Source organism: Rothia sp. HMSC069C01, from assembly GCF_001814655.1.
Taxonomy (GTDB): domain Bacteria; phylum Actinomycetota; class Actinomycetes; order Actinomycetales; family Micrococcaceae; genus Rothia; species Rothia dentocariosa.
The window spans coordinates 1-12,848 of the sequence record NZ_KV817401.1; the positions used below are offsets into that span (position 1 = coordinate 1).

14 protein-coding genes and 1 pseudogene are annotated in these 12,848 nt (G+C 56.7%); 2 read left to right on the plus strand and 13 right to left on the minus strand.

Going from position 1 to position 12,848, the window contains the following annotated elements:
- Nucleotides 1–115: 115 nt before the first annotated feature.
- Nucleotides 116–514: a thiol-disulfide oxidoreductase DCC family protein gene (locus HMPREF2981_RS06740; RefSeq protein ID WP_070450620.1), complete on the minus strand. Its 399-nt coding sequence runs from the start codon at nt 512–514 to the stop codon at nt 116–118.
- 126 nt (nt 515–640) lie between these two features.
- Between HMPREF2981_RS06740 and HMPREF2981_RS06745 the strand changes: the two genes are divergently transcribed.
- Complete coding sequence (locus tag HMPREF2981_RS06745; RefSeq protein WP_070661858.1) at nt 641–1,357, plus strand: metal-dependent transcriptional regulator; 717 nt, start codon at nt 641–643, stop codon at nt 1,355–1,357.
- Between the two features lie 130 nt (nt 1,358–1,487).
- On the opposite strand, the gene HMPREF2981_RS06750 is transcribed toward HMPREF2981_RS06745, so the two are convergent.
- The 8 genes from HMPREF2981_RS06750 to HMPREF2981_RS06785 all read right to left on the minus strand — a co-directional run bounded on the left by HMPREF2981_RS06750 (nt 1,488) and on the right by HMPREF2981_RS06785 (nt 8,156).
- Nucleotides 1,488–2,357 (minus strand): metal ABC transporter permease, encoded by an 870-nt coding sequence (locus tag HMPREF2981_RS06750; protein WP_070661861.1) that lies wholly within the window; start codon nt 2,355–2,357, stop codon nt 1,488–1,490.
- A gap of 1 nt (nt 2,358) precedes the next feature.
- Nucleotides 2,359–3,135 (minus strand): metal ABC transporter ATP-binding protein, encoded by a 777-nt coding sequence (locus HMPREF2981_RS06755; protein WP_070661865.1) that lies wholly within the window; start codon nt 3,133–3,135, stop codon nt 2,359–2,361.
- A gap of 140 nt (nt 3,136–3,275) precedes the next feature.
- Nucleotides 3,276–4,172, minus strand: a complete 897-nt coding sequence (locus tag HMPREF2981_RS06760) for a metal ABC transporter substrate-binding protein (RefSeq protein ID WP_141756676.1) — start codon at nt 4,170–4,172, stop codon at nt 3,276–3,278.
- A 411-nt stretch (nt 4,173–4,583) separates the two neighbouring features.
- Nucleotides 4,584–4,790, minus strand: a complete 207-nt coding sequence (locus tag HMPREF2981_RS06765; RefSeq protein ID WP_048753279.1) for a hypothetical protein — start codon at nt 4,788–4,790, stop codon at nt 4,584–4,586.
- Complete coding sequence (locus HMPREF2981_RS06770) at nt 4,790–5,209, minus strand: hypothetical protein (RefSeq protein WP_048780214.1); 420 nt, start codon at nt 5,207–5,209, stop codon at nt 4,790–4,792. The genes HMPREF2981_RS06765 and HMPREF2981_RS06770 overlap by 1 nt, the downstream gene beginning before the upstream one ends.
- A gap of 146 nt (nt 5,210–5,355) precedes the next feature.
- A complete protein-coding gene (locus tag HMPREF2981_RS06775; RefSeq protein ID WP_070661868.1) occupies nt 5,356–6,231 on the minus strand; it encodes an alpha/beta fold hydrolase in 876 nt (291 codons plus the stop codon).
- 29 nt (nt 6,232–6,260) lie between these two features.
- Complete coding sequence (locus HMPREF2981_RS06780) at nt 6,261–7,064, minus strand: exodeoxyribonuclease III (RefSeq protein ID WP_070661883.1); 804 nt, start codon at nt 7,062–7,064, stop codon at nt 6,261–6,263.
- Between the two features lie 480 nt (nt 7,065–7,544).
- Nucleotides 7,545–8,156 (minus strand): TetR/AcrR family transcriptional regulator, encoded by a 612-nt coding sequence (locus HMPREF2981_RS06785; protein WP_070661872.1) that lies wholly within the window; start codon nt 8,154–8,156, stop codon nt 7,545–7,547.
- A gap of 100 nt (nt 8,157–8,256) precedes the next feature.
- On the opposite strand from HMPREF2981_RS06785, the gene HMPREF2981_RS06790 reads away from it, so the two are divergent.
- Nucleotides 8,257–8,910, plus strand: coding sequence for a GAP family protein (locus HMPREF2981_RS06790; RefSeq protein WP_141756675.1), 654 nt, complete (start codon nt 8,257–8,259; stop codon nt 8,908–8,910).
- Between the two features lie 117 nt (nt 8,911–9,027).
- Here the strand turns inward: HMPREF2981_RS06790 and HMPREF2981_RS10655 are convergent, their stop codons facing one another.
- The 4 genes and pseudogenes from HMPREF2981_RS10655 to HMPREF2981_RS10660 form a co-directional block, all read right to left on the minus strand.
- Nucleotides 9,028–9,222, minus strand: a complete 195-nt coding sequence (locus tag HMPREF2981_RS10655) for a hypothetical protein (protein ID WP_246825365.1) — start codon at nt 9,220–9,222, stop codon at nt 9,028–9,030.
- 180 nt (nt 9,223–9,402) lie between these two features.
- The gene (locus HMPREF2981_RS06795; RefSeq protein ID WP_070661878.1) at nt 9,403–10,389 is read right to left on the minus strand and encodes a bile acid:sodium symporter family protein; all 987 of its coding nucleotides are present in this window, start codon (nt 10,387–10,389) and stop codon (nt 9,403–9,405) included.
- 98 nt (nt 10,390–10,487) lie between these two features.
- Nucleotides 10,488–12,095, minus strand: coding sequence for a M48 family metallopeptidase (locus tag HMPREF2981_RS06800; protein WP_070661881.1), 1,608 nt, complete (start codon nt 12,093–12,095; stop codon nt 10,488–10,490).
- 276 nt (nt 12,096–12,371) lie between these two features.
- Nucleotides 12,372–12,617 (minus strand): annotated as a pseudogene (locus HMPREF2981_RS10660) (transposase family protein); the annotation flags it as partial.
- Nucleotides 12,618–12,848: the final 231 nt, after the last annotated feature.

The following is a 12,848-nucleotide window of genomic DNA, read 5'->3' on the forward strand; positions in this document are numbered from 1 at the left end:
GGCACGCCCGGCGGTACTCGACCTGCTCAACCGGTTGGATGCGCCATCGCCTCCCGCCATATAAAAGTACTTCTCAAATGCTTATTACGGGGATACTCCGCGAAATATTCGCGTTTTAGGCCGGTTTTACCGCGCACGAAGAGGTGCACCCCAAGCGAGAAGTAAGGCGAGAAATCTGTGCCCGGTGCCCCGCCACCAAACGGTACGCTCGGTGCGCGACGGGGCGCATCGGCGGGTTCAGCAGGAGAACCCCGGCGGCACGCAGGCACTTGCCGCGCAGCGTCGCATCCGAGCACGTGCGCAGGGTCAGGGCGATCGCATCCGAACCGTAGATGATCTGCCCGGCATCGTTAATGAACGGCAAAGCGTGGGCGAAACGGCGCGCATCCACGCGGTACTGCACAAGATTTTCGGGCGTTCCAGGCAAAATACGCGCCCTCGGTTCGAGGCGACGCAGCAGATTCGCGCTCGCGGTGCAGAAACCGCAGTCGGGGTCGTACAGAAGAACGCTCATGACCCCATCCTAACCGAGACTACCCGCGCGCGGGCAGATAGCAATTCGTTATCTTTTCGTCGAAATACTATCTGCTCGCAGTAAGAAAAGGCACACCCGAACCCGAACTTCGGTAAACTTATCCTTATGCCCTTGTCAGAACTATCTGTGAGCACCCAGAACTACCTCAAAGCCATCTGGTCACTTGAAGAGTGGACGGAAGCTCCCGCGACCGCATCCGCCCTAGCCGAACGCATGGGGCTGCGGGTTTCCTCGGTCTCAGACGGGCTTAAACGACTTGCGACGGCCGATCTGATCGACCATCAGCGCTACGGCGCCATCGAACTCACCCCGCTGGGGCGCACCTATGCGGTCGCCATGATTCGCCGCCACCGCCTGATCGAAACTTTCCTGGTGGAAACTTTGGGTTACACCTGGGACCGTGTGCATGACGAAGCCGAGGTTCTCGAACATGCGGTATCTGATTTCATGATTGAGCGTATCGACGCGATTCTGGACCATCCTACGCGTGATCCGCACGGCGACCCTATTCCGGATGCGTCCGGGCGTATCTCATTCCCACACACCGTTCCGCTTACCCAGTGCGAGCCCGGCGAGCGCGTGATTTTGGAGCGGATCACCGATTCTGACCCGAAGCTGCTGCGCTATCTGCAGGATCACGGTTTTGTTCCCGGCGCGCGTTTACTTCTTGAAGAGGGCGCCCCCTTTTCGGAGGCGGTTAATGTGCGGGTTCTCGCGCACGCCGATAGTTCCGATGCGCCTGCCGCTCAAAACCCGGGGTCGGGTGCTATACCCTTAGGAACCGCCGCAGCGGCTGGGCTTTTCGTCTCTCGCTCATCATAGCTTTGCCTCGGTAATTTTGCCTTGGGGCTTGGGGGTCGGATGCCTTATAAGGGTCAGTGGGCGGCGGCTTGCGCCCGGTAAGAGCCTTGACCGCCGGGTTACCTCATGTTCCCGCGCGAATCTCGCAAGCCTAGGCTTCTGCCTGCTCTGCCGGGCGGCGTGCCGCGCGCATCCGCCCCAGAATCCCGTAGCGCGGGGCAAATATATACACGGTCAAGAAAATGATGCCCTGGGTAACGACCACGGCACCGCCGGGGGAAATATCCAGATGGTAGCTGCTATAAAGCCCCACAAGCGTACCCAGCACCGACACCCCGACCGAGACCGCGAGCATTGGCGTGAAACGGTCGGTGAGCAGACGCGCGGTTGATCCGGGAATCACAAGCATGGCGACTACGAGCACAACTCCCACGATCTGCAGCGCCACCACGCTCGTGAGCGCCAGCATCACCAGAAGCAGCGCGCCAAGAACCCTGGGGCGCAGCCCGATAGCGTGCGCGAACCCGCGGTCGAAGGCGTACAGAATAAAATCGCGGCGCTTAATAAGCAGGACACCCGCCACGATGACGGCGAGAATAGCTACCTGCCAGACATCCGGCCAGGATACGCCCAGCACGTTCCCGAAAAGAATATGGTTCAGGTCGGTGCTTGAGGGTGTCACTGAAACCAGTACAAGGCCGAGCGCAAAAAGAGTTGTGAAGACAATACCGATAGCGGCGTCCTCACGCACGCGCCCGCTGCGCTGGACCGCGCCGATCAGGGTGACGGCAACGAGAGCGGCAATCACCGCCCCCACGGCAAAGGGGATGCCCGCAATATAGGCGAGCACCACGCCGGGCAGTACCGCGTGCGAGATCGCATCGCCCATGAGCGACCAGCCGAGCATCACGAGCCAGCAGGAAAGCAGCGCACAGACCACGGCGGCAATCACGGTAACGACCATGGCGCGCGTCATGAAGGGAAGGGTGAACGGTTCCACCAGGTAATCCAGAATGCTCATGCTATTCTCCCTTCTCACGCCGGGTCTGCTCGTTGGATGCGCCGCTATCGGCGCCCGCCTGAACCTGCATACCAAACGCCTGCACCAAATTTTCGGGGGCTAACACCGCCTGCGGGGTGTCGTGCATCAAAATCGTTTGACGCAGCAGCAGAGCATCGTCGGCAAAGGCTCGTAGAGACGCCAAGTCATGGGTTGAAACCAGCACGGTTGCACCCTCGCTGCGCATCTGCTTCAACACCTGAATGAGCATGGATTCTGACCTTTTATCCACTCCGGCGAAGGGCTCATCAAGTAATAGAAGCCGCGCGCCCTGCGCTATCGCCCGCGCCACGAATGCCCGCTTGCGCTGTCCGCCCGAGAGCGCCCCGATTTGACGATGCGCAAGCTCGGTCAGCTCCACGCGCTCTAGGGCGTGCTCGACCGCCTGCTTATCGGTGGCACGCAGCCGACGGGTGATGCCCAGCCCGCGGTACCGCCCCATCGCCACAACCTCACGCACCGAGACGGGAAAGCTCCAGTCTATTTCTTCGCTCTGCGGCACATAGCTGACAATGCCGTTTTTACGCGCAAGGTATGGTTCTTTGCCCGCGATCTCCACGGTTCCGGTATGCGCGGGAATAACACCCATAATGGCTTTGAAGAGGGTCGATTTTCCCGAACCGTTCATGCCGATCAGCCCGCATATACTCCCGGTACCAAGCTCGAAAGTAGTCTCGTACAGGGCGCGCACGGTTCCATAATGGACGCCCAAATTTTCGACTCTCAACAGTGTTTCCATAGGTTTTGTATCCGACAAAATTTCGTTCCCGTACTTCTTTTGAGCCCCGCTCGTCATCCGTGACGGTGGGATGCGCCCCTCACCACGAACCGGCGGGGGGGGCGCAGTATGCGGCAGCCTACTCCCCCGCCGCCGACCGGCTAAGATTGCTTGCCCGTCAGCCCCGCGACAATGGTGCGCGCATCGTGACGAATCATATCAAGATAGGTAGGGACCGGACCATTCGCCTCAGAGAGGGAATCGACATAAAGCACGCCGCCGAATTTGGCACCGGTCGCATCCACGACCTGGCGCATGGGGTCATCCGAAACGGTAGACTCACAGAATACGGCGGGCACCTGGTTCTCGCGCACAAAATCAATGGTCGAGCTCAGCTGCGAGGGGGTTGCCTGCTGTTCAGAGTTCACCGCCCAAATGTATTTTTCCTTGAGACCGGCATCCGCCGCCAAGTATGAGAAAGCACCTTCGCAGGTTACGAGCGCCCGCTGATTCTCGGGCAGAACGCTAACATCGCGCACCAGCTCATCCTGAACCTGCTGCAGCTGTTTCTTATAGTTTTCCCCATTGGTGCGGTAATCATCGGCATGGGCGGGGTCAAGCTTACTGAATTCGCGCACCATATTATCCACGTAAATCTGCACGTTCTTGGGGCTCATCCACGAATGCGGGTTGGGTTTGCCGGCATAAGCATCCTCGGCAATATTGATCGGCTGCACCCCCTCGCTCACGGTGGCGTGCGGGGCGTTAGAATCCTGCACGAACTTGGTAAACCAGCTTTCCAGGTTCAGCCCGTTGTCGAGCACCAAATCAGCATCATGCGCCTTCTTAATATCGCTGGGAGTAGGTTCATACTCGTGAATCTCGGTGCCGGGCTTGGTCAGCGATTCGACATTCAGGTGATCACCCGCAACGTTTTTAGCAATGTCCGCCAGCACGGTGAAGGTGGTGAGCACAGTCTTCTTTTCGTCTTGCTTCCCCGCCGAAGTGCAGGCGCTGAGCAGAAGCACAAGGATACTGGCCAGAGCTATCCCCAGCATGAAAAAACGGCGCGGATGTGCGGTACTTACAGTGTTAGCGTTCGCACCGTGACGGTGCGCAGTGAATACGGTTGTCATGATTTCGCTTTCTTACGCTGCGGATGCATTACCCTGCTGACCTGTAGGAATCGCCTCCGACTCATTGAGGCTTCGTACCTAGGTGTCGATCATCCTCGATAAACCGGTGCGAAACAGGATAATTTAACAATAGTTCGCCATGCCGAACTTTTCAACTGAGGCTATACGTTTTTAATCACACGCCCCGGCGAACCTTAGCTGAAGTATGGGGATTCAGGCTACGATTTAGCGAACCAAGATGCGAGTTTGCTGCCTGAACCTACGCACATAAAAATACCCGCACGATGCGCCCTTGAGCGGGCAATCGTGCGGGTCTACGTGTTCAGGGTTCCGCTAAATATGGAATTTCTGGTAGAACCAGCGGCGTATTGGGTTCATCGCCTGAATGCGCTCCAACTCGGCAATACGAGCCTTCATACCTGCAATGGCTTCTTTGGCTTCATTAATCGTGTGCTGCTTCTTATCCAGGTAATCCTGGCGCTCCTCGGGAGTAAACGACTTAACGTCGCGACGCTCACCACGATAAAAAACGGTCGTCATTATTCCTCCCCTTCTTCTTGAACGTCCAGTGTATTCTCATTATCCAGATGAGTTACCCTGTTTTCAAGGTGCGCAGGGGTTTCAAATCTGGACGGCTCTTCATTTCCTTGCTCTAATCTCAAAAATTCTTCAGCAACCGCAGTGGCTATTTTGAGGTCATCAATTTCAAGCTCCGAGTCGCTGTAGTATTTCAAAATAACTTGCTGTGCCAGTGTGCGTTCAAGTTCCTTATCGCTATCCACATGCTCAACTGCCCATTGAATACGGTCGCGAAAATGGGTGCGCACCGCCTCCCGAGCACGTGCCTGGTTGGTTCTATAGGCAACCCTAATCGTAAAATATGCGGCACACACCGCGAGTAATCCTGAGGTATTACGGGCTACATCGCCCAGCACACCCCACGTTTCAGGACTTATCATTGTCACTCCCTAAATATCATTGCCTTCACCATAGCAGGGAGCGGTCGATGCATGTCGGCCTCTTCGTCACGGCCTCACAGGAGCATACGGTTCGCCCGTCAAAAAGTTTCGGTGCAGAATCCCGGGGGGGGGGAGAGAGAGACGGGTTACCCGGCCAGCTCTTTCCGCAGGGCGTTCGCCACAAATTCGGGCTGATCTAGCTGGCTGAATGCGTAGCTTTCCGGCACGGGAACCACGTGCGCATCCGGCATGCGGGTGGCTAAACGGCGCGCATTCTCGATCGGGAACAGCTTCGTGGTATCGGCCCACAAAAACAGGGTTGGATGCTCAAACCGTTCCAAATCCCGCGCGGACTGCACCGTATATTTCGTAGAAATACCCTTCAGCACTTTCGCCAAATCGCGACGGACTCCGGCATCTTTCAGCGGCGCAATAATACTATTCCACTCGGCGGCGTCAAGCTCGCGTTTCACTAGCCACCCGAAGGCAATCGGCAGGCGGCGCACCCACCCCAGATGCAGGGCTGCTCGGAGCGCCTGCATGGTTCCGGGAATGTACGCCACATACTGCAGGTAACGTAACGGCAGGGGCAAGAAGTTCTTCTCGGTATCGCACGAGAGCAGCACCAAGCGCTTGAGCCCTGCGGGTTCCTGCACCGCCGCCAGCTGAGAAACCACCCCGCCGGTATCGCTGCCAATGAGGGTAAACCCGTGCGGGCATAGCTGTTCTGCCGCTTCGTTCACGGCCTGCGCCAGCTCGGCAACAGTGAGGGCTGCATCTTCTCGGGCGGGAATAGTGTGACTCCCCAAGGGAATATCGAGGGTTATACACCGAAAATCTTGTGAGAGATTCTGTATCACTTCGCCCCAGACATCCGAATTTGTCAGTAGCCCGTGCACAAACAACAGGGTCCTCTCGCCTGCGGCTTCACGGGGACCACCGTATTCACGCCAGCGAAGCTGACCGATTCGGGTTTCTGCGCTGCCCGTCGCCACCGGTTCAGGGGTAAGATTCCGGCTCATACTATCTCCTCACATCACACGCTGAGCTACTAGTCAGCCAGCTCAATTACCACGGGGGTGTGGTCGCTCGCGCCGTCCCCCTCGCGCTCTTCCCTATCGATCCAGGCGTTTTCCACGCGGGCGGCGAGCGCCGGGGAGCACAACTGAAAGTCGATGCGCATCCCCTCATTCTTCGAGAACCGCCCGGCCTGGTAGTCCCAGTAGGTGTACTCGCCCTGGGTGTAGGGGCGCACCGCATCGACGAGTCCTTCATCATTGAGCAGGGCATAGAATGCCTCGCGTTCGGGGGCGGAAACATGGGTGAGGTCGTTCTCCCGGAAAAAGTCGATATCCCACACGTCGGTATCTTCGGGCGCCACATTCCAGTCACCGACGAGCGCAAACTGTGCGGCGGGGTCGGCATGCAGCCAGCCGTTGACGTTGGTGCGCAGCTGGCGCATCCACTCCATTTTGTACGCCATGTGCGGGTCGGTGAGTCCACGCCCGTTCGGCACGTATAGGCTCCAGATACGCACGCCGTTGCAGGTGGCACCGATGGCTCGCGCCTCAACTTCGGCGGGGTCGCCAGGTTTTCCGAAGGCGGGCTGGTTCGGGAAGGTGCGTTCGACGCTGTCGAGCCCCACGCGGGATGCGATTGCTACCCCATTCCACTGGTTCAGCCCGTAATGCGCCACCTCGTACCCCAGGAATTCAAAGAGCTCGAAGGGGAAGGTTTCGTCCTTGGTTTTGGTTTCCTGTAGGGCGAGCACATCGACCTCGGTTTTATCGAGCCAGTCCTCGATGCGGTCGGCGCGGGCGCGAATGGAGTTCACGTTCCAGGTAGCAATCTTCATGTACACCAGCTTACCGTGTGCGCCCTGCCAGGCAACGGTGAAAGTGTCGCCGGTAAATGACTCGGATCTGACGAGCCGCGCACCGCCCTTCCGAAGCGGGAGCGGAGAGCACTCTTTACACAGCATATTGGAAGAAACGGCCCTTTCTTCCAATATGCCCCTGCGCAAAGGCCTGTAAATGGAAAAATCCGCTACTTTTTCCATTGAGGGACACTCGATGGCCTCGGCTTACGCATCACAACCTGCAAAGTATCGCACTCTCAAGAGCATTTTTCGTGAACGCGGACAAGCTGCCGCGAGCGCTGAACTCGCCCGACGCCTCGAAGGCTACTCCACTTACACTGCGGACTTTATGGTGGGCGATCATCAGAGCTCTTCTACGTTGCTACCACTGACATCGTTGATGCCCAGCAACGCATCCTACAACGCGAACGTGACATTGACGCTCTTCTGCGTGTGCTCCCCTGTTAGACTTCCAAATTATTTTTGTGGTATTAAATCAGCAATCTCACGCTCGATATCGTCAAGAGTTTGGCGCAATTCTTCCTGAATATCCGCAGGGTTTATGTAACTAGGATAGATAATTTCTTGCGCAGCCAATCCGTCAAGCACCCAATGTAACCGACGTGCCAGTTGTGCACGGCGTACTTTATCAAGGACGCGATGCACGTCCAAAGCATCGAGCGAAGCCTCACAGATCTTAGCGATTCCTTGACCTTCCTCTAGGCGACCTGTTGGTCGAGCACGTTCAAGACGGCCTAACTCCGCATAGGCAACGATCTCCCGTTTACGCATAGCATCAAGCGGAAGAAGCTGTTCGCAGGCTTGCTCCACACGCTGCCGTACCGTAAGTTTTTTATCTTGTGCAATAGCTGAAACACGATTTCCGATTTGTCGCGTCAGGTAGCTTGAGACGTAACGCAGAAGCTCATCATGCACAGGGAAATAGTGTCGGATTGATCCAGCTGAATACCCAGAATAGTCGGCGACAGCTCGAACACTGGCGTTCATCAGACCATTACGAGCAATGAGTTCAAAGGTAGCTTGCGCAATGTCATCTCGACGTTGCTGATGATCAACATTTTTCGGCACATGTCTATCTTACGTCTTCCGTCTAAACTGTATGCTAATTTTAATAATACAGTCGTACTAAAACCATCACTCGGCTCCTAGGAGGTTGCTCTTGTTTTTCATGACACTTCTCGGCTTGGCTCTTCTCGATTCCCTTAGCACAGGAACACTAGTCGTACCGCTTATTTTTCTGGCGCAACCACGATTTCAGGTACGCGCACTAGCCTTTTATTGCTTAACGTTAGGGCTGTTCTACACGGCACTCGGCGCCCTTCTTCTACTTGGCATAGAAGCTATCACTTGGAACCATCCTATCTTTTCGCCCCAAGGACGCTACTGGATTCAGCTGATTCTGGGGGCTATCCTCTTCGCATACGGTGTCCTCTCACCCAGCCCTGACAGCCGCGCCAGCGAAATAAAATGGCGCACCCGTCTCGAAAAAGTCACCAATCCGCGCGCAGCAATCTTTATCGCGCTTCTCGCTGGGGTTCTCGAAGCTGCAACTATGCTCCCTTACCTTGCCGCCATCAGCATGCTTAACACCTGGGATTCCACTATTATCACTAAGCTCATAGTGCTGATGGGTTATTGCCTCATAATGTTCATCCCTGCTGTTACTCTCTTGGTAATACGCCGTCTTGCTTCATCATGGATCACACCTAAGCTTGACCATTTTGTTAGCTTAGCAACCCGTAACGCCGATGGAGCCATACTATGGATAGCTGCAATTATCGGTTTTCTCATGGCAAGGCAGGCGTATACAGAGATTTTTTGACCTTCGCCCATATATTTCTAGGAGCTATCATCTAAACCGCCGGTACTGCTGTTGCCGCAAATTACCAAACTAACCCGCATATCGAATAGCAAACCCTACCCCCAACGAGTGAGTAAGTTATGTCAGCCGGTGCGCATCCGGGTGAATATTAACGTGAATAGCGGCAGGAATAATATGCGCGCATATATGCGACGCGGACGGGGCCGGGTCGCCGTCAACCTCCACAGGCTGAGGCTCGTCCAGCATCTCAAGCTCAACCTTGTGCCCCACAAAATGGCGGATCATCGGCATTTCTACACGCGGTGCACTCACGCAGGATACGTCGCGTTCTGCATTGGTCTCTCACGAATCAGGGCGCACAGCTTCTCGAATTACCGGCCCATATGTCGGATGAGTAGTGTCACCCCTCAAAGCGGGAGCAGTTTTTTCATTCGGGAGCACTTTAACTGCTCCCGAATGAAAAAACTGCTCCCGGAACTCCGCGGCTAAGGATCACATTCGTTCCGCACGCGCCCGACCGACCACATCCAACGCAGCGTAGCGGGCGGAGAGCCACGTGCACATCATGAGCTGCACCTGGTGGAATACCATGAGCGGCAGCATCAGCAGCCCGAGCGAACCCGACCCGAAAATAATGATCGCCATGGGAAGACCCGCCGCCAGCGACTTTTTCGACCCGCAGAACTGAATTGTGATGCGGTCCGCCCTGTTGAACTTCAGCCGCGCCGCCAGCCAGTCGGTCAGCCACAGCATCAGAGCCACCATCAGAATTGTCACCACGATCAGCAGTACGATCTGCCACCAGGCAACGCGAGTCCAAATCCCCTGCACTACGGAGGCCGAAAACGCCGAGTACACAATCATCATGACCGAGAACTTATCGAGCCATTTCGTGGTGGGTTTCTTCGCAAACTCGCCCACCCAACGGCGCGTGAGCTGCCCCAGCACGAACGGCAAAAACAGCTGAATCGCAATGTCGAGAAAGACGCTACCCGAAATTTCGATGTGGTCGCTGTGCATCAGGAGCATCGCCAACAGCGGGGTAGCCACCACCCCCACAATGCTTGACAGCGATGCGCTCACGATAGCGCCCGCCACGTTGCCGCCCGCAATAGAGGTAAACACAATGGACGCCTGCACGGTAGAGGGCACGAGCGTGAGGAAAAGAATCCCCAGGTACAGCCCGTCGCCGAGCACAAACCTTAGGGGGAAAAGCGCCATCCCGAAGAGCGGAAAAATCACGAAAGTACAGGTCAGGATGAGGGCGTGCAGCCGCCAGTGTCTAAGTCCCGCGATCGCTTCGGATGTGGAAAGGCGCGCACCGTAGAGGTAGAACAGAAGCGCAACCGCGAACTTGGTACCGGTGCTGAACCAATCGGCAAAGGTACCGCGCGCGGGGATGAGGATTGCAAGAATGACCGCGCAGATGAGCATGACAATCAGCGCGTCGGGGCGTTTTTTCGTGAGTTTGGAGAGCACGTTCTTAATTAAAACGCGAGAAGCGGATTTTTGCCGAAAAGGTGAGAAAATACAACCTTTTCGGTAAAAATCCGCTTCTCGCTGGTGAAGGTCAGGGGCTAATCAGAGGTGTCATTACCCTGCTGATCCTGCTGTTCAGACCGTTTTTGCTCGGGCTGCTGGTCATCAGCAGGTTTTATCGGCTGATTCAGCGCCACGCCAGGCTTCGTGGCGTCCTCGGGAGGCTCGGTGTGCCCCTGCTGCTCAGGCTGCGGGGGTTGAGGTTGCCCCTGATTCGCTTGATCAGGTGCGGGCTGGTCAGCATCAAATTGCCCCGAACCGGACTGCCATGGCGCCTGCTGGTTCGGCATCGGCTGCCCGTATCCCGGCTGACCGGGCGCTGGCTGCATCGGATAACCGTACCCTGGCGCATATCCTGGCACACCCTGGCTGGCGGCATACTGTTCCCAACGGGCGGCGTAGGCGGCACGGGCCGCGCGAGCCTGCGCATCCTCCCAACCGGCAAAGAGCGTTCCCTGAATCTTGGGGGCATCCTGCGGGGCCGGATATGTCTTAACGGTGTTAAGGTTGTAGTCCTCCCACGCCGGCTTCTGCTCGTCCATGAACCCGGTTGCCTGAATCGGGTCAGGCCACTGGGCTGGCGGTTCTTGCGAAGGTATCAGGGAAGGAGGCGCACTCGGCGGGTTAAACCGCGGCCGCCAGAACAGACGCCCCGGCTCGTGTCGGTTGCGCAGCGCATGGGCGCGCCAGGTCAGTACCGGGTGGGTTGAGATAAGGTTGATAAGCCAAATCGCGAAGCCCTGATCGTTCACGGCACGGTCGGCAAATTCGTCGAAATTCACCTGCTGATTCAGGTATTTACCGGCTGTGAGCACCTTGATCGCGCCGGGTCCGCCTTCGGGGCAGTACCGGTACCCAAAGTTATCGGCGGTGTATTCCTGTGCGCGTGAAAGGGCCTGCCCCACCACGGGAATCCGCATGAAGGTTTGCGTGAAGAGAAGGCGGAAGTACCCCACGTGACCGGCAGCGATATGCCCGACCTCATGCCCAATAATAAAGCGAAGCGCCTGAGGGTCACGGCTCTGACCGCCGACCTCGAAGAGGTCAGAGTTGATGGCAATAAACCGGCGGAAACCATGCCCGGAGGCAAAGGCGTTCAGCACACCATTACCGCTCACCACATAGGCATCGGGAACACGGCGCAAACCCGCCGCATAGGCGGCCTCGGCAACCATGGCGTAAGCCTCAGGAAACTGCGTCGGCGAAATACGAATGCCGCGCACGCGCTGCTGTGCGTAGAAGAGGGCACGGGCGATCAGGATAACCAGGGGTGCCAGAATCAGTAGCGTAATCGCTTGTTCCGCATAGTCGTTAAAGACGCGCTCCGCGTAGCTCATCGTCGAGTATCGAGACGATGACGTCCATTCCAGTTCGTTATACCGGTCACGGCTTACGATTGTCTCAATAAAGAAGATGAGCAGCCCCAAGTACACGGCAAGGGTTACCGCATAGGCCGCCACCAGCCAGGGAATCTCGCCGGGGTGGCGCAGGGCGTTGAGCATCTTATGGGGTATTAACGATTGGTATCCCCAAAATTTCGGTTGGGGAAGCGGGCTCTGCGGGGTCTGCCGCTTATCCTCGGGCAGCCACCCCTGGCTCACGTCATTCGGCAGTGGAGGTTCAGCACCGGGCGTATGCTGACTCATGCGGTCTCCAAATCTCTCTAAGTACGTACTAGTTCAACTCTACCGCGTATGCCCTTTGATGCGGTGAATACACGCATACTAAATCCGGGAGTGGTAAGTTGCAGCGGGAGCGTGTTCCCCGCTCCCGCTGCAACTTACCGCTCCCGGAATCCTCTGTGGTGTTTATCAAGGGGAATCCAAGCAACTATTTCGTGAGGGTTATTCATTTGGGTGGTTTTGTATCCAGAAAAACAGTGCCCGCACCACCGAGAACACTCTCCGGTACGAGGTGAGGGGTCAGCGGAAGATACTAGAGAGTACCCGCCAACACTTGAAGTGTGCGATCACGCGTTCGATGACGACCCGGTGGTGATTGATGTGCCGGTTCAGGTGTTTCTCGTCGTCGGTGAGTTCTCCGCCGGGTAGTGTCTTCACCGGGGTGATCAGGTCTAGTCCTTGGTAGCCCTTATCGGCCAGAGTATCGTGCGGGTCTAAGAATCTGTCCAATCCGTGCCACCGGTACGCAAACGTGTCGTGGTGTGCCCCGGGTACGGGGTCGGTTTTGGTATTTCACCATCATACGTGGACAAGAGGTTAGGCGGTTGGGGTGTTACACCCCTATTGAATAACCCTCCTTAATCCTCCTTTGACCTATTGGCGTTACGTATAGACTGGTGCGCTCGTGAGCTATCGGAGTTTTTATTGAAGAGGGCCCAGATAAGCGAAATGAGGCCAATTACTGCGAATACGAGACCGACTTTCGCGGGGTCTACT